Raw genomic sequence first — 16589 nt, forward strand, 5'->3', positions numbered from 1 at the left:
GTTCACACCTCTCGTCATGAGGATGTGACGCCTGGGGCGGCCCGGCGTGAGGTGCCGGGTCACGGCTGGCCGAGGGTTTCCGGTGCTGATCGTCCGCAGGCCTCAGCGGCAGTGACCAGGCAGAACGGCCGGAAGAAGGACCGGCAGTTTCTCCGGCAGACGCCCTGTGGTGTACTCACCTGCGCAGATCTGGATCATCCGGCGGGGGCGTGATGAGCGAGAGCGGATTCGGAGCGCTGTTACGCGCCCGGCGCAGTGGGGCGGGGCTGACGCAGGAGGAGCTCGCCGAACGCTCGGGGCTGAGCGTGCGGGCCATCCGTGACCTCGAGCACGGCAGGGTTGCCCGGCCCCGGCGGGAAACAGTGCGGCTGCTCGCCACGGCACTTCGCCTGCCGGAGGACGAGGGCGAGGAACTTCTCCGTCTTGCCCGCCATGCGCTACCGCCGGCCCGGCCCGGGCACGTTGACACCGGGATATCGACCTGTCCCGACGCCATGGCGCCTGCCGGCGAAGACGGTCCGCGTCCCGCGGTTGTCCCGCCCACCGAGCCGGCCATGTCCCCGAAGGCAGAAGCAGGCGGCCATCAGGCCGGACACGCACGCGGGACAAAACGTGCGGCGCTCTACGCCGTCCTGCTCACCGCCCTGCTGACGGTCACCGCCCCCTCGTCCGATCGAGACCCGCCGACCGCTCGACCGGCCCGTCACGGCAACCACGCCGCGCACGACGTGACCAGAACCGTCCATGCCACCCGGGTCGCCGGCGACGACCTGCCCCCCTGGAGTGTGTCGACCATCGGAGCCGATCTGCAGGTCTTGCACCCGGTCGCCCGGGGCGACGCACTGATCGTCACCGTCACACTCACCGATGCGGGCTCAGGTGCGGTCACCGTGACCGACACGGCCGGCAACATCTACCGGCCGGCCGGACAGCTCATGGACGGCGGCCGCCGTCTGCTGCTGTTCGCACTTCTCGACGCCAAGCCGCTGGACACCCTCGACCAGATCACCGTCCGCTGGCCCAGGGCCACCCACGCCCACACCACGGTCGACGCATTCCGCGGGATCACCGCCGCCGGACCTTGGGGCGGCAGCGAATCCCTCCCCCACGACCGCAGCGACACCGAATCCTTCGGCAGCGGCGACCTGCCCCTGTGCACCGCGGGCGACCTCCTCTTCACCGCCGTAAGCACCCCCAGCAACTCCGCCCCCCAGTTCGAGGCGCCCTGGCGTCCTCTGGCCGAACCACAATCCCCCCACTACCCGCTCGCGACGGCCTACCGCACCATCACCTCCACAGACCGACACTGCGCATCGCAGGGCACCGCGACCCCACCGTGGCAGAACATCACCCTGCGCCTCGGACGTAGCTGATCCGGTATGCCGGGCAACCCGCTCTCGGAGTACGGTCCTTCGCCGTGAGCGGGGTGCGGATGAATGCGGATGAACTGGGCTCAGTCCTCGTCCTGGGCGCGCCGGTAGAGCTTGGCGATGTCGTCGTCGAAGTACGCGGCGTAGGAGACGTCGTCCTGGTCGCCGCCGCCCTCGTGACCGCCCAGGACGCCGATGACCGTGCCGCTGTGGCTCTTGGGGTCGTAGTCGGTGAGCCAGGGGCTGCCGCTGGTCCCGTCCTCGAGGTCGGTGCACTGGATGCGCAGCTGGGTGTCGCTGAACTTCGTGGTGCGGTTCTGGCACGAGATCGGGGTGTCACGGCTGGTGGGATAGCCGGTGATCTTCACCTTGTTGTCGAAGCCGCGGTCTGTGCCGAGGGTGTTGCCGCCCAGGACGTCCTGGATGTCTTTGCCGTCCTTCTGGTCGAGGACGAGGAAGGCGACGTCGAGGTCCTCGTCCTGCGACTTGGCCCAGCGGTCGTCGACGACCACCTTGCTGACCTTCCACAGGCCGGTGGGTTCGTCGCCGTTGCGGTAGTCGGGGGCGAAGACCAGGTCGTTCACCGGCTGTCCGGAGTCGGCGTCGAAGGCGCAGTGGGCCGCGGTGATCAGCATGTTCCGGCCCGGACTCTGCACCACGCTCGCCGTGCAGAAGTGGGCGCCCTGGTCGTCCTTCTCGAAGACCGCGCCGATCCGGGCGTTCTCCTGCGTCCTGCGGGGGGTGTACGCGTTGCCGTCCTTGGCCAGGGTCCTCGAGGAGAAGTCCTGGTCCTGGCCCTGATCCTGCGATGCCTGGCCCGGCGTGCCGGACTTGCCGAAACCGCTGCGCCAGCTGCTGCCGGCCGTATGGGTTTTCTCCGCGGCGTCGCCCACCACTGCAGTTGCCCCGATCATGATCAGCGTCAGGGGCAGGATGGACTTCCAGGCTAGTGAGCGCACAAGGTCATTATCGACGCGGGCCGGGAATCCGGGAGGCGCATCACCGGGAGGCTCCCGTCACAATCCAGCGTCGAGGGGCCGGAAGCATGTGGGCACCGGGCCTACGGCGGCCGCAGCCGGTTCTGGCCGCGGTTGCGTGATGGCTACGGCCAAGTGCAGATCTGCCCGCGGAGCTGGACTGGCAGCACCTCTCTGGGGCCATGTCCGGGCTGACGACACTGGAAGGCCGACCAGTCGGGTTGGCTCGGATGGACGTTGCCCTGGCCCGTGGAGGAGTTCATGAGGTCCCCCACGGGGACGTGGGCTGTGGCTTTCAGTAGCCGATGGTGAAGCGGCGCTGCACGAAGCGCGGCAGCTCCGCCTCATCGATCAAGGCGATGGCCGCGTCCTCCACCGAGATGCGGCTGCGGCCGTCAGCGTCCAGGACCGGCTGGTCGCCGCCGATCCGGAAGCGGCCGGTGCGCTCGCCGGGGCCGATCTCCTCCGCGGGGCTGAAGTAGGTCCACAGCCGGTTCGATGTCCGCAGGACGGCCAGGGCGTCGCGGTGACCGCGGACCGCTGCGGCGTATCCGCGGGGCAGCCCAAGCTGGTCGAGGGCGGGGTGCAACAGCTCGTCGGAGTCTGCTCGCACCACTCCAGATTCGATTTCGAGGCTACCGGCGCCGCCGATCACGATGAGCCGGGTCTGTGGGCGGCTCTCCAGAGCCTTCAGCAGGGCTCGCGCCGCCGTCGCGTAGACGGTCGGGTCAGCGATCGAGCGCCGGACGGTGTCCGCGAAGTCCCTGGCGGCGTTGCCCGGCTGGAAGCCGCTGATCAGGACGTCGAGGCCGGGCAGGACGCCGGCGATGCTCTTCGGGTCCAGGATGTCGACGCTCGTCCAGGTGATGTCGTCCCGACGCTCCTCGCGCTGCGCCTGAACGGCGTCCCGACTGAGCGCCTTGACGTTGTGGCCTCGGTCGAGGGCTTCGGTGACGACCCGGCTGCCGATGGTGCCCATGGCTCCGATGACTCCGATGTGCATGGTTCTCCCCCGTGCATGCAGAAGTGGGACGCCACTGGATGGCGACGCAAGAAGGTGGCACTGGCATTGATGGCCTCGGTCGGGCCGGACGCCATCACCCTGCGGGCCATCGCCCGTGAGATGGGCATGACCGCCAACGCCATCTACGGGTACTTCCCGACAAGGGACGACCTGGTCACCACGCTGATCAACAACGTGTACACCGCCTTGGCCGACGCTGTGGACACGGCCTGGGAAGCCACGCCCTCCGCCGATCCCGCCGTCCGGATCGAGGCATGGGCCAACGCCTTCCGGACCTGGGCCCTGATCAACCCCCAGGGGTTCCGCCTCGTCTACGGCGACCCCGTGCCCGGCCACCAGGCCCCCGAGGGAGGCCCCGCCCCGGATGCCGCACGCCGGGTCTGCACCGGGCTCACCGCCCTCGCCGCAGCCGCCTGGCCCCACGCCCGACACGTCTACCAGGGCAGCGCCTTCGACTGGCCCGACTTCGGCCCTGGGCTCCTCGAGAAGGTGCGTTCCGCCTTCCCCGACTTGCCGCCCGCAGCCGTCGCCCTCGCCCTGCGCATCTGGGGGCACCTGCATGGACTGGTGTCACTGGAGGTCTACGGCCACATGCGCACCCAGACCACCAGCCCGGAGAAGCTCTTCCGAGAGGAAATCGCCCAGCTCGTCGAGACGCTGGGCATCCCGCGTCGGCACTGAGCGCCCCAAGCGCCGACAGGCGCTTTGAACTGCGGAATTGGGCATGCCCAAAGTAAGTGCGGTCACAACCGGGTCCCGGCCAGGCGGGGGCGCGATCCGCGAGCGGGAGATGCGGCCGGGTGCCGAGGCAGTGCGTCCACGATCTCGTCATGGGAAAGGATTTCTCGGCAACGTGTCGATCGGTGGGTCCCCCGTTCGACGCTTGGGTAGAGGCGCGACCCGCGACGCAGAATCCGGACGGGCCGCGGCTCTGTGATCAGGAAGTGCTGTCCATTCGTCGACCAGTGGTTCGGGTTGCCGACTGCATAGCCGGCCGCCGGACGCCCCGAGGAGAAAACATGCAGATCCGCGCCCGTATGAGCATGAGTGCCGATGGCTACGTGACCACACCGAACGGGTGGCCCGCCCTGACTGCCGACCCCGCGTTCACCTCCGGTGAAAGCCACGGTATCCGGGAGTTCCTCGAAGGCTGCGAGGCGGCGCTGATGGGCCGCACCACCTTCGAGCCCGCGCTGGCCAACAACCGCTGGCCATGGCCGGACCTCGACGTGTTCGTACTCGGCTCACACCGTCCGGACGGCACCCCTGACCACGTCATCACCGACAGTGACCCGGTACGGCTGCTGGAGAAGCTCCGCTCGGCCAACCGGGGTGGCGACGTCCACCTCATCGGGGGCCCGCAGACGATCGGGACGTTCCACGCCCTTGGAGCACTGGACACCCTCGAACTGGTCCTACTGCCGATGCTGTTCGGCGGTGGGATGCAACTGACACCCATGCTCAGTCCCGACACCGGGCTGACCTTCCGACGCGAGCGTGCCCTCCCCGGTGGTTCAGTGGAGATCGTCTACTCCTGCCGGGGCAGTCGCGCTGAGCTTCCAGGCAAGCCTGCCAGCCAACGCTGATCTCGGCCAGGACGCAGGTCGCACACGTGGGAGATGCCGAGCCTACGGCTGCTGTGGATCGCGGAACCGCCGCCAGCGGTGGCCAGGAGACGGTCTTCCGCGCCCGGACTGCAGAACTGTTGCACCGGGGAATCCCCCACCATGGGACTGGAGACGCTCAAGGAATCCTCTTGCCGGAGCTGAACCTCATGGTGCGGCAGGTCATGACCGTCGGCGCCTGTGTGTGAAGCTGCGGCTCCACGGTCGGCGGACCGCGCGCTGTTGGGGCAGCCGATCGCCCCGTCCGTGCCGGGGCGTGCGCCGCGGATTCTTGGCATCGACGAGTTCGCGTCCCGTAAGGGACGGACCTGTGGAACGGTCCTCGCCGACATCGAGACCTCCAGGCCGGTGGACCCATTGCCTGATGGGGAAACCGCCACGGTCGCCGGCTGGCTCCGTGAGCACCCTGGCGCCGAGATCGTCTGCCGTGACCGGTTCATGATTTTCACCAAGACCATCAGGCAGGCGGTCCCCGACGCGCTGGACGTGGCAGATCGCTGGCACCTCCTCCAGAATGCCTTGCGGGGCTCGGCACCCGGCTGGGCGCCGAACCCCGCAGGGCGGTGCACGGGTTCAGCTCGCGTCGCTGTTACGCGGGCGGGACGAGCATGAGCTCCTTGCCGAGCTGCGAGGCCGACGAGTCGCCGTACATCGTGAGCTCACCGTCCGACCAGCGGACCATGAGGTCGTCGGGCCAGGAGTTGCCTCCGAAGTTGCCCGCCGAGATGACCTTGGCGTGGTCGCGCCATAGGGCGTTGGCAGCGAGGACCTTGTTCTCGGCGCCGAGGCCGCTGATGCCGAGGTCCTTGTAGACGGTCAGTTCGCCGTCGGTCCAGCGGACCATCAGGTCGTTGTTGTCGGCGCCGCCGAAGTCGCCGGCGGTGATGGCGCGGGCGTACTTCCAGACCGAACCGGGGTCGGCGAGCTTCTTCTCCGTGTGGAAGCCGGCCGCGTCCGTGTCCCAATACAGCGTGGCCTCGCCGTCGTCCCAGGTGACGACCACGTCGTCGGGCCACTTGTTGCCGCCGAAGGCACCCGTCGCCAAGGCGGTGGCGTGCTTCCACAAGGCGTTGGGCTGCTGGAGGGTGATCTCCTGGACGTTGTTGATCGACCCGGAGTCGTAGTCGACATCCTTGTAGAGAGAGACCTCCCCGTCCACCCACAGGACCATCAGGTCGTACTGGGCGCCACCGGTGAAGTCGCCCGCCGTGATGGCCTTCGCGTTCTTCCAGGTGCCGTTGGGGCCGGTGAGCTTGCGGTCCTTCTCGAAGCCGAAGGCGCCGTCGCCCTCGTAGAGGGACAGCTCGCCGTCGTCCCACAGAACGATCATGTCCTGGCTGCCGGTGCGGCGGACTTCGGTGCCGCGCAGGGCGGTCGCGCGGGCGGGGGCCGCGTAGTCGGCCGGGTCGTAGAACGTACCGGAGGTAATCGCCTTGGCGTGCTTCCAGGTGTCGCCACCGCCCAGGCTGGAAGCCTTGTCCGGCTCGTAGTCGTTCACCGCCTGGACGTACAGGCGGTTGATGTCGCCGTCGAACTGTGAGGAGTACGACGTGTCGGCGGTCGGGCCACCGGTCTTGTAGCCGCCGATGACGCCGAAGACGTCACCGCGCTTGCCGTCCCAGTTGGCCAGGAACGGGGAGCCGGACGTACCGGGCGTGTAGCCGTCGCAGTCGATCTGCACGAAGCGGTCGTTGAATTTCTTCGTGGTGGCCGTGCAGTCCCGGGGCTTCTTGGAGCCACCGGGGTAGCCGATGAGGTGGGCGTTCTTCTGGTCGAAGTCGCCGGGGCCGACGAACTTGAGCCGGTTGCCGCCGCCGACCGCAGTCGTGAGGACCTGGTTCTTCTCGTTGCGCTGCACGCGCACGAACGCGAAGTCGAGGTCGTCGGCTTTGGACGAGCCGAGCTTGATGTAGCGGCCGTCGAGGTAGACGCGGTTCTTCTCGGCGCGGAAGATGCCGTAGGGCTTGGGGTTGGCTGAATCGTTGTACTTCGGGACGAAGCCGAAGTTCTCGAACCGGTCGGTGTCCGACAGGCAGTGCGCTGCGGATATGACGAGGTTCATGGACGGTGAGTCGACGACGGACGCGGTGCAGAACCGGTCCTCCTTGCCACCGGCGCGCGTGACGACGAACACACCGACGTTGTCGAAGCCGCCCGCGACCTCGTGGCTGGCCGCACGCAGCGCCGATCCCATGCCGTGGGTGTCGCCCAGCGGGGCGCCTTCCGGGTCGTCCAGGGGCCGCGCGTTGCGCAGTCGCTCGGGCGTCCAGTACGCGTCGAGTTCCTTGGCCTCCTGGAGCTGTTCGGCGTCAAGGGGAGCCGGGGGACGGGGTGTCGGGTCGATACCGAGCGAGCGGTAGTACTCCTCGTCCGACATCCGCGAGGACGTCGGGCTCGGGGTCGGGCTCGGCAGGACCGGCGTCGCGCCGGGTGTCTGTGTCCCGGCGCTCGGCGTCTGCGTCGGAGCGCCAGGTGTCCGCGTCGCGGCGCCGGGCGCCTTCGTCGGGGTCGGGAGCGGCGTCGTCGTCGACGGTGAAGTCGGTTCTGGTATAGGAGAGTTGGTCACCACGGGGGTGCTCGGCGCGGTCGCCGTCGGCGTGGGTGTCGCCGTCGCGGCGAACGCGGGAGCGGTCAGAAGTGCGGTGCACAGCCCGAGCGTGGCAGCGCTCAGAGTGAAGCGTCTCATCAGTGCCTTGTGTGCTATCGATGGTTCATCCCTGACCCAAGAGAACTTAAGGGGCAGGTAAAGTGCAGGTGATACTAGATCATCGATTAGGGGTGTTTGTCATGTCTCGTGCCGCCTGCACGGCATTGGTGAGCTGCGCAGCAGCCGCCGCTCTGACGTTCGGAGCGCTTGCGTCTCCGGCCTCGGCCGGGCCCACCTCGCCGCCCCAGTACGCCCCTTCGGCCACCCTCAACGTCGACACCGGTTCCCCCGGGCACGAGGTCGAGGCCCTGTGGCTCGACGAGTGGCGCGACGACAACGAGAAGACCGTGCAGGTCAAGTCGCCGGCGTTCGAGGCACCTGCGACGCTGACCTTCAACGGCCGCCAATACGCCGGCAAGGCGCGCCTGCGCCCGGACGCGCGTCCCGGACAGGCTCAGGCGCGAGTCGTCACGCACGGGGGGCGGGCGGTCAAGAAGGCGGTGTTCTGGATCGACCCGGCGAAGGCGTCGAGCAGTGGTTCAAGTGCCCTGGTGTGGCTGACCGGCGGCGCGCTCGCCGCGGCGGGGGCGGGGGTGGTGGGAGTACTCGCCGTACGGCGACGGCGCAAGCGCCCCGTAACGCCGTAAGAAGCTGTCGGGACCTGACATGACGAGTCCGCCAGGAGTCCCGCTGCGCCGAAGCTGCCAGGCGGTACTGAAAGCTGATGGTGACCAGGCCGAGGAGTTCATGAACGCCTTGCAACCCGTTCCAGGCGTGGCCGCCGTTCCGGACTGCGGATTCGCTGATCTCTTCGCGCAACAGCGCCAGGACAGTTCCGCGACGTCGGGAGTTCCGGGAAGGGTCACGCCTGGAGGCGGCCGCGCGGCGAGACGAACACGGTGATCGCCCAAGAGCTGCGGGTCGGCACCCGGACCGTGCAACGGTGACGCCGGATCTGGGCCGAAGGCGGACCGGGGCTGAGGAGGACCGGCCGTGCGCGGAAGGCTCGCGGTGGCCGTGGTGCATGGCTCGCCTTCGAGGACGAAGCCGGATTCGCCATGACTCCGCCGCACGCGAAGGCCTGATCGCCGCGCGGGCGGGCCCCGGTGGTGCGGGACCGTGGCCTCTCGCGCAGACGCATCCCGATCACCGCCCTGACCTGCTGCACACCAGGCCGCCGACCTGCGCAGCTTCGCCGTGCGCCGGGACTGGCTGATCGCCTACTACCTGCCGCCTCACTGACCCGGCCCCAACCCCGTCGAAGGTGTCTGGTTCGCTGCTGCGGCGCGGCTGGCTTTCCAACGTCGCCTTCACGACCCCGGAGCATCTGATGCCCGTGTCCCGACTGACCGTCAACTCCCCCGACCCAAGTCGAAGCACGATAGTCGCCCCCATAGGCGCCCACTGCTGGCCACCAGCCTCGCCATGACAGCCGGCTTCCTGAACGCCGGCTCAGCGGGGCTCGCCGAACCAGCGGTCGAGTGCCGGTTCCAGGTCATCCGCGCCGGCCCAGCACACATAGCCGTCCGGCCGGATGAGCATCGGCTCGGTGTCGGCGCCCTGGCCCGCCCGGTCCACCCGGTCCGACCAGCGGTCGGCGATCTTGCCGAACGTGTCGGCCGGATCCAGCAGGATGCCGCGCGCGGACCGCAGCAGTTCGTGCACCCGGGCCGAGCCGAGGTCCAGGTCCGGTGCGGGCCGGCCGACGAGGGGATGGGTTTCGGTGCCAGGCATCGGGTAGCGGATGGCCATCCCGGACATAAGGTCGGCGAGATAGCGCTGCCCGTCAGGGAGTTGGGCCATGCTCATGAAGATCTCCCGGGCGGCCAGCACGTCCGGATCGCGGGTGCCGGTCCAGTCCATCAGCAGGCTCTGTGCCCGGACGTTGCGCAATACGGCGGCCCCGGCCGGATGCCGTTCCGCGTGATAGGTGTCGAGCAGGTTCTTCGGTGCCCAGCCGTGCACGGCGGCGCCGAGCTTCCAACCGAGGTTCAGCGCGTCCTGCATCCCGGTGTTCATGCCCTGCGCACCGAGCGGAAGGTGGACATGGGCGGCATCGCCCGCAAGGAACACCCGCCCGTACCGGTACTGCTCGACCTGTCGTGACGCGTTGGTGATACGGCGGGCGTAGCGCAGTTCGAGGAGGTGCACCCGCGTTCCGAACACGGTGCTCAGGCCATGGCGGATCTCGTCCTCGGTGACCGGGATCTCCCTCGGCAATGACTGGCCCGGCCCGCCGAGGACCAGTCGGCGCAGTTGCCTGCCCTGCGGATCGGTGCCGAGCGGGAACAGTGCCGCCCAGTGCCCGTCCTCGTTCCAGGTGTGCGACGTGGACGGATCGACGCCGCCTAACCGCACGTCGGCGGCGATGATCGTCAACGTGCCCGGCCGACCGGGGAATCCGGCTCGCAGTCGGGACCGTACGGTGCTGTGGGCTCCGTCGGCGGCGACGAGGTAACGGGAGCGGAGGATGGCGCCGTTGGCGAAGGTCGCGGTGACCCCGTCATCGTCCTGGGCGAGGTCGACCAGTTCGTGGTCCCGCCGGGCGTGGAGGCCGTGCGCGGCGAGATGCTGCTCGAAGAATCCCTCGATCACCACCTGCGGCACGGCCCGCCATGGCAGATGGTGCGGGTTGGAGTGGAGCGGGAGTGGGATACCGGCGAAGTGGCCGGTGGTGACGGGATGATCTCCGGTGGCCAACAAGGGCTCCAGCAGACCTCGTTGGTCGAGCGCCCCCAGTGTGCGGGACTGCATGCCGCCTGCCTTGGACAGATCGCTGCGCTGCGACAGCTTGTCGACCAGCACGGTCGACACCCCCGCCGTCAGCAACTCGTTGGCCAGCGTCATTCCGGTCGGACCGGCGCCGACGACGATCACATCGGTGTCCATGGACTCTCCTCAGGCTGTGTCGATCATGACAACAGCAACGCTCCGTCGGCCGAGCCGCCCGAGCCAGCAACCGGCCCGATTGCGCCGATATCTGACGCCGTCTACCTTCAGCACGGTGGATTCCGACTACGACGAGCTGGATCGACGACTCGTGCACGCCCTGCAGATCGACGGCCGTGCCCCCTTCAGCACCATCGCCGAGGTTCTCGGCGTGTCGGATCGCACCATCGCCCGCCGCTACGCCAGGTTGCGTTCGACCGGGGCGCTACGGGTGCTCGGCGGGGTCGATCCAACCGCGCTGGGAGCCGTCCTGTGGCTCCTGCGGGTGCGATGTGCTCCCACCGCGTCGCTCCCGGTCGCCGAGGCCCTGGCCAGACGCCCCGACACGTCCTGGGTGAGCCTCAGTTCCGGCGGCACCGAGATCACCTGCGTGGTCCGAACCGAGAGCGAGGCGGACAGCGAAGCACTGCTGCTGGCCAAACTCCCCCACACCCCGCGCGTGGAGGGCGTGACCGCGCACTCCGTGCTGTACGCCTTCTACGGCGGCCCGGACAACCTGGCCGGCAAACTCGGGCCGTTGGACGAGGAGGCGATCGAGCGGCTGCGCCGGCCCCCGATGCCGCACCGACGGGGACCGGTGCGGCTCGACGACAGTGACCGCAAGCTCCTCGCCCTGCTCGCCACCGACGGCCGGGCCGGGTTCGAGCAGTTGGCCACGGAGACCGGCTGGTCGCCGACGACGGTCCGGCGCCGGATGACGGAGCTGCGCGAACACGGCCTGCTCTATCTCGACATCGACGTCGACTGGCGCATATTCGGCGTGCACGCCCGAACCCTGCTCTGGCTCTCGGTCGCCCCCGCACACCTGGAGGAGGTGGGTCAGGCGCTGGCCGAACATCCGGAGATCGCGTTCGCCGCCGCCACGACCGGCCCGACCAACCTGTACGCGAGCGTGGTGTGCGCGAACCAACGGGAGCTGTACCGGTACCTGACCACCCGGGTCGCCGCGCTCCCGGCGATCACGCACCTCGAAACGGCACCAGTGATCAAGACCGTCAAAATGGCAGCGATTCAGACATAGCAACCGACCAGCCCCTGCTGCTCCGATCCCGCGAAGCACACGGCTTGTCACCGGGTCGGCGCGGCACCTGTCACCGGCAGCGCGCGAAGCACGGTTGCTGTCACCGGCTCCGGCGGTCAGCCCGGCGTGCTCCGTCCGACGGACCTGTGGATGCAGAACGGCCGTTCACACCGTGGCTACTGCCGCTCCCACTGCTCCTTGGTGATCTCGTACCGTACGCCTCCATGCTCGGAGCCCTCGATCATCTCCATGTCGGCGGGAGTAGGGACGGTTTCCGCAAGCGTCATTTCGAGCTTCTCCATGATGTTGCGCGAACCATGGTTCACGGACATCGTCTCAGCCCAGACCATGCGCACACCGAGCTCTGTGAACGCCTTGCCCAGCAGGGCCCGCGAGCCCTCGGTGGCATAACCCTTGCCCCAGGCCGACTGCCGCAGCCGGTAGCCGAGTTCGACTTCGTCCAGCGGGCCCTCCGGCTCGGGACGCAGGATGAACCAGCCGATGAACGCCCCGCCGTCCTTCTCGTGCGCGGCGAACAGTCCGAGGTCGCCGCCCCACTTCTCGTAGCCGGCGAGGATGTTCGGCAGATAGCGCTCGCGGACGAGCTCCGGCGGAGTCGGATTGCCTCCGGACAGGTAGCGCATCACCGCCGGGTCGCTGTCCAGCTCGATCAGCAGGTCCGCGTCGTCGGCAGTGAAGCGGCGCAGGGCCAGGCGCTCGGTCTCGAGGTAAGTGTCCACGAGTCGATCATGTCTGAAGCAAGTCGAGCAGACCAACGGCTTTCCTCGGCAACTCGGGGGCGGGGCGTTGCCATGACGTCGCAGGATATAGAGACAGGTGCGGCCAGGTGTCGGCTCCTTCCCGGGCGCGCTGGCCTACTTGGCCGCCTACGACGTCCATCGCGCCCACATCTTTGGCCGCTGAGGACCGGGCCTCGGCACGATGGATGCCGCATGCCGCGGATCGCCACTAGCCATGCCTCTCCGCGATGGGGCCCGACGGGGATCCGTATCGCGATATGGCGTTGGCCTTCGCACTCCGGCCCCGGCTCGTCGCCCGCGCTGCGAGTCGAGCTGGTCGGTCAGCAGACCTAAGGCAAGGTGGTGGTGCGGCCCCCACGGCGGACGTTCAGGCAGTGGCTGCTGCGCAGGCCCGCGTCCCTTCAGGTGATCTGGTCCGTCCGGTGTCGGGTGTCCGGCCAGACCAGGCGTAACGAGTAGCTCTCAACAATGACCAGCGTGGATGCCACACTGACGGCCTGACGGCCCTGCTCCGCACCCGGCTCGGAGTGGTCGTTCGAGCCACCCGGTGTTCGAGGCTTGCGAGAAGGCAAATGAGTACCGCGCCTGTCAGGAGACACCACCGTCGGGTCCAGGCAGGGAGACTTGGGACTTGCTCCGCTCGGTTCCCCGCCCGACCGGCAGGGCGGAGGCTCGTTCTAGGATCTTCGACATGGCGAAGCGCGCGGTACATCGGCGGGCCCGGAAGATACTGGGCGAGGAGCCCGTGGCCCTGGTCTGGTGCGAGATCCACAAGCCCATCCCCGCACCGCCCAAAGATGTGCACCGCGCGGCAGGTACGGGACGGCTGAAGCCGGGTCACCACTGGCTGCTGTACGTCGGGGCCGTAGTGTTCTTCTTCGTCGTCATCCCGATGATGCTGATCGACAAGTTGGGCGCGCGACTCGACCGGTTGTCCCGGGTGCGGCGGAGCCGCGGACCGCAGTCCGGGCAGCCGCAGACTCCGCCCGACGCCCGCCCCTCCGCGTCCGGCCGCGACCGTGCCCGCGATCTCCGACAGGACCCGGCCAACGGCGTCTTCGACGGCCACTGGAACCTGACCGCGGGTCAGTTGCTGCTGCGCTGGTACGGGCACTCACCCAACCCCAAACGCCTGGTCATGCTGTCCCGTGACCGCCTCTGCATCGCCACGTCCCCTCGCCGTCGGCTGTCGCCCACCAAGGCGGACGACTTCCGGAGCGTCGTTGAGTTCCCCCTCGATCAGGTCCGTGTCGAAGGCGATGCGGGCCAGCCGCGCGGATTCGCCACTTTCCGGCTCCGCTTTACCGATGGCTCCTGGCTGGAGCTAGGACGGCTGGGCGAACCCGAGGACGCCGACCACTTTCTCCGCACGGTCAGTGACTGATCGACCGTCATGACCCCGTCAGACCCAAAACAGACTCGGTGAAGTCAACTCCTGGTGCGGGTAAGAGCTTTGGCGGGAGTGGTATGGCAGTCAGTCAGCTCCACCCAGGCGCCACACAGTACGGAAGGCCGCCGGACAGGATCCACCACCGGGAGTGACCCATGCGCCGGGTCGACCCTGCCCCATCAGTAGGCGATCCGCGCTCCTGAAATCACCTTCGCCGGAACGCCCACAAGCCCTCCCCATCGCTTGCCCGTACGGCCGAGGCCGACTGTGGAGATGCGCCCAGCCGTCATGCGGCCTTGCCGAGAGGAATCCAGCGCGAGGCCCTGTCCGGCGAGATCGGCCGGACAAGGCCCTGGGCTCAGCTCACTTGCACTGGCCGGTGTGCGGCCCGTTCACGGTGTTGCCCGACTGCTGCAGGGTGGGTGAATTGCCCTCGCAGCGCAGCGGCGCCCGGACCTGGTTGCCCTCGAACTCCGGGACGAGGTCCTCGGGCAGCAGGCCGCTACCACTGTTGTCGTTGATCCTCACCGGCGCCGACATCGTATTGGACGAAACCTCAAGGCCGCCGGTGTTGCCGTCCAGGGTCAGCGGGGCCTTGAAGGCGTTGCCCGCGCAGTCCGTCCCCTCACCGTCGCCCAGCAGCACGAAGCCGCTGGTACCCACGAGGGTTGCCTGTGCGTCGAGGGTCGAGTGGCAGATGGTGACGGCGAGGGCGCCGTCCGAGACCACCGGGCCGTTGATCTCCGCATCCGACACTGCCAGCGCTCCGCCGGGCCGCACCTGCACCGGGCCGCTCTGCGTAGCGCCGGGGGCGATGCACAGCGACTGGTCGGCGGCCACGGTAAGGGGGCCGTGGTGGTCCGTGATGCACGGCTGGCTGAAGCCGACGGTGAGGTCGGTGGGCGAGGCAGTGGCGCCGGCCGTGAAGGCGGGGTCGCCGCCATAGGTGGCGGTGATCCTGTGCGCTCCGGCCTGGAACTTGCTGGTCGTGAAGGTCGCCGTTCCGCTGTCGAGCGGCACGGTCGCCAGCGTGGTCGTCCCGTCCGAGAAGGTGACCGACCCGGTCGGGACTCCCGCGCCCGGGGCGGCCGAGGTCACGGTGGCGGTGAGGTTGACGGCATGGCCGAACAGCGGGGTCGCGGTGTCCGTGCCGAGCGTGACCGAAGTCCCGTACTTGAACGAGACGACGGCCTTGCCGTCGCCGTGGTTGACGCCCTGGAGGAGCGCGACGTGGGTCGCCGACGGATCCGCGTAGCTGCTGCCACCGCCACCGCCCGCGCCCGGGAAGTAGCCCGGGTTGCCGCCGCCGGAGCCTCCGCCGCCGCCGTGCCAGCCGCCGCCACCACCGCCGCCTCCGGGGCCGCCCGCACCGCCGTTGCCGCCGGTTCCGCCGCTGCCCGGGTTGGGCTGGCTGGTGACAGGGTCGAGGTCGATGCCGGGGGTTCCGGGGCCACCGTTCAGCGTGTTGGGGTTGCCGTGGCCGGCCGTGGTGCGGCTGCCGCCGCCGCCCGCGAGACCCGAGCCCAGCGGGCCGTTGCTCTGACCGCCGTCCAGACCGGCCTCACCGCCGCCGGCGCCGCCCTGCAGCTCTGGCCCGCCGTTGCCGGCACCGCCGCCGCCTCCGGCCACCAGGACTCGGTCGGTGCCGCCGAACTCGCCGACCCGGGCATCCGAGCCGCCGCCGCCCGAGCCGCCGCCGCCGTGCGCGCCACCACCGCCGGTCCCGTGGCCGGGGCCGCCGGGCCGGGCGAACTCGCCGTGCCGGGACGAGCCGGGGATGCCGGCCGCACCCACGGTGAGCTGGAGGGTCTGGCCGGGGGTCACCGGCAGGGTCGCGCGGCTCTCGCCGCCGAGTCCGCCGGGCGCACCCGGTATCGCCGGGTGGGGGACGATGTAGCCGGCGGCGCTGCCGCCCTCGCCGCCGAACAGGTCGATGTCGACCGCGGTCACGCCGTCCGGGACGGTGAAGGTGTCCGTGCCCACGGAGTCGTAGGTGCACGTGGGCTGCGGCGCCGTGGTGAAGACGCCGCCGGTGCCACAGGGTTCGGTCGCACTCGCCGTGCCGGCGGCCGCGGTGAGGGGCACGATGGCGGCGGTGACGAGGCCGGTGGTACCGGCCAGCGACATCATCTTGGATCTGAACATGGTCCGTCGGGAGGTCGGGCTGCTGTCGTTCATGGGTGTTGCCACTGCTTCTCCGGTCCTGTGGGCAGCCGAGGTAGGGGAACGGGTGGTCCGCAGGCGGGTCGGGCCCGCCTGCGGATCGGGATCAACCGGTAGGTCAGACGCCGTCGTTGGCGCAGAGCGCCCAGACGTCCGCGTAGGTGTTGGTGGAGCCGGCGCCGCCCGCGTGGGCGTCCGTGGACCAGTACGAGGCGGTGGTGGTTCCGTCGCTGACCGGGTTGCCGCCGGAGTCGCTGGGGAAGCTGCCGTTCAGGTGGTCGCCGCCCGAGCCGGGGCCGGTGTAGTCGGTGGTCGTCACGTTGCCGCCGCTGGCGCCGGCGCCGCCGCTGACCAGGTTGCCGTCGGTGCCGCAGCCGACCGTCACGACGGTGTCCGCGCCCGCCGAGGAGGAGGTGGTCACCTCGGTGTAGTGGACCTTCACCGTCACGCCGCTGACGTTGATGCCGCTACCACTGCAGATCGCGTACGCGTAGGTTTCGTTCGTGGCGCCGCCACCGCCGCCGTTCCAGCCGACCGCCGTCCAGGAGTCGGGGTTGGTCTCACCGTCGGCTGCGGCCTTCAGGCCGTTGTCGTGCCCGGAGTTGTTGAAGGTGGGGAAGCTCGCGATCGGCTTGAGGCTGCCGACGCTGGCCGGGGTGGTC

General features: G+C 69.3%; 14 protein-coding genes and 4 pseudogenes. 10 read left to right on the plus strand and 8 right to left on the minus strand.

Annotated features, from left to right (window positions below):
* Positions 1-212 precede the first annotated feature (212 nt).
* Both AQI95_RS49590 and AQI95_RS42075 read left to right on the plus strand, forming a co-directional pair.
* Positions 213-404 (plus strand): annotated as a pseudogene (locus tag AQI95_RS49590) (helix-turn-helix domain-containing protein); the annotation flags it as partial.
* Between the two features lie 150 nt (positions 405-554).
* The gene (locus AQI95_RS42075; RefSeq protein ID WP_067136530.1) at positions 555-1373 is read left to right on the plus strand and encodes a hypothetical protein; all 819 of its coding nucleotides are present in this window, start codon (positions 555-557) and stop codon (positions 1371-1373) included.
* Between the two features lie 80 nt (positions 1374-1453).
* On the opposite strand, the gene AQI95_RS42080 is transcribed toward AQI95_RS42075, so the two are convergent.
* Positions 1454-2329, minus strand: a complete 876-nt coding sequence (locus AQI95_RS42080; RefSeq protein ID WP_067136532.1) for a trypsin-like serine peptidase — start codon at positions 2327-2329, stop codon at positions 1454-1456.
* 313 nt (positions 2330-2642) lie between these two features.
* Positions 2643-3350: an NAD(P)-dependent oxidoreductase gene (locus tag AQI95_RS42085; RefSeq protein ID WP_067136534.1), complete on the minus strand. Its 708-nt coding sequence runs from the start codon at positions 3348-3350 to the stop codon at positions 2643-2645.
* Between the two features lie 15 nt (positions 3351-3365).
* Here AQI95_RS42085 and AQI95_RS42090 point away from each other — a divergent pair, with 15 nt between their 5' ends.
* The 3 genes from AQI95_RS42090 to AQI95_RS45910 all read left to right on the plus strand — a co-directional run bounded on the left by AQI95_RS42090 (position 3366) and on the right by AQI95_RS45910 (position 5608).
* Complete coding sequence (locus AQI95_RS42090; RefSeq protein ID WP_067136536.1) at positions 3366-4052, plus strand: TetR/AcrR family transcriptional regulator; 687 nt, start codon at positions 3366-3368, stop codon at positions 4050-4052.
* A gap of 149 nt (positions 4053-4201) precedes the next feature.
* A complete protein-coding gene (locus tag AQI95_RS42095) occupies positions 4202-4957 on the plus strand; it encodes a dihydrofolate reductase family protein (RefSeq protein WP_244189069.1) in 756 nt (251 codons plus the stop codon).
* 285 nt (positions 4958-5242) lie between these two features.
* Entirely contained in the window at positions 5243-5608 is a 366-nt protein-coding gene (locus tag AQI95_RS45910) for a transposase (RefSeq protein WP_244189070.1), read from the plus strand.
* Here the strand turns inward: AQI95_RS45910 and AQI95_RS42100 are convergent.
* Positions 5586-7373, minus strand: a complete 1788-nt coding sequence (locus AQI95_RS42100) for a trypsin-like serine peptidase (RefSeq protein WP_067136540.1) — start codon at positions 7371-7373, stop codon at positions 5586-5588. The genes AQI95_RS45910 and AQI95_RS42100 overlap by 23 nt on opposite strands.
* Positions 7306-7644 (minus strand): hypothetical protein, encoded by a 339-nt coding sequence (locus AQI95_RS47705; RefSeq protein WP_159056708.1) that lies wholly within the window; start codon positions 7642-7644, stop codon positions 7306-7308. Before AQI95_RS47705 ends, AQI95_RS42100 begins: the two co-directional genes overlap by 68 nt.
* Positions 7645-7783: 139 nt before the next feature.
* On the opposite strand from AQI95_RS47705, the gene AQI95_RS42105 reads away from it, so the two are divergent.
* The 3 genes and pseudogenes from AQI95_RS42105 to AQI95_RS50250 all read left to right on the plus strand — a co-directional run.
* Positions 7784-8290: a hypothetical protein gene (locus AQI95_RS42105; protein WP_159056709.1), complete on the plus strand. Its 507-nt coding sequence runs from the start codon at positions 7784-7786 to the stop codon at positions 8288-8290.
* Positions 8291-8624: 334 nt separating this feature from the next.
* Positions 8625-8806: pseudogene (locus AQI95_RS50510) on the plus strand (IS630 family transposase); the annotation flags it as partial.
* A gap of 4 nt (positions 8807-8810) precedes the next feature.
* Positions 8811-8976: pseudogene (locus AQI95_RS50250) on the plus strand (transposase); the annotation flags it as partial.
* 119 nt (positions 8977-9095) lie between these two features.
* Here AQI95_RS50250 and AQI95_RS42110 read toward each other — a convergent pair.
* Positions 9096-10532, minus strand: coding sequence for an FAD-dependent monooxygenase (locus AQI95_RS42110; RefSeq protein ID WP_067136544.1), 1437 nt, complete (start codon positions 10530-10532; stop codon positions 9096-9098).
* A gap of 115 nt (positions 10533-10647) precedes the next feature.
* Between AQI95_RS42110 and AQI95_RS42115 the strand changes: the two genes are divergently transcribed.
* Positions 10648-11613: an Lrp/AsnC family transcriptional regulator gene (locus AQI95_RS42115; RefSeq protein WP_067136546.1), complete on the plus strand. Its 966-nt coding sequence runs from the start codon at positions 10648-10650 to the stop codon at positions 11611-11613.
* 176 nt (positions 11614-11789) lie between these two features.
* Here the strand turns inward: AQI95_RS42115 and AQI95_RS42120 are convergent, their stop codons facing one another.
* The gene (locus tag AQI95_RS42120) at positions 11790-12353 is read right to left on the minus strand and encodes a GNAT family N-acetyltransferase (protein ID WP_067136548.1); all 564 of its coding nucleotides are present in this window, start codon (positions 12351-12353) and stop codon (positions 11790-11792) included.
* 712 nt (positions 12354-13065) lie between these two features.
* On the opposite strand from AQI95_RS42120, the gene AQI95_RS42125 reads away from it, so the two are divergent.
* Complete coding sequence (locus AQI95_RS42125) at positions 13066-13758, plus strand: hypothetical protein (protein ID WP_067136549.1); 693 nt, start codon at positions 13066-13068, stop codon at positions 13756-13758.
* Positions 13759-14127: 369 nt separating this feature from the next.
* Here AQI95_RS42125 and AQI95_RS42130 read toward each other — a convergent pair whose 3' ends face one another.
* Together AQI95_RS42130 and AQI95_RS48565 are read right to left on the minus strand one after the other, a co-directional pair.
* Positions 14128-15909, minus strand: coding sequence for an Ig-like domain-containing protein (locus AQI95_RS42130; protein WP_159056710.1), 1782 nt, complete (start codon positions 15907-15909; stop codon positions 14128-14130).
* Between the two features lie 136 nt (positions 15910-16045).
* A pseudogene (locus AQI95_RS48565) lies at positions 16046-16589 on the minus strand (hypothetical protein); the annotation flags it as partial.

This window comes from Streptomyces yokosukanensis, from assembly GCF_001514035.1.
Lineage (GTDB): Bacteria > Actinomycetota > Actinomycetes > Streptomycetales > Streptomycetaceae > Streptomyces > Streptomyces yokosukanensis.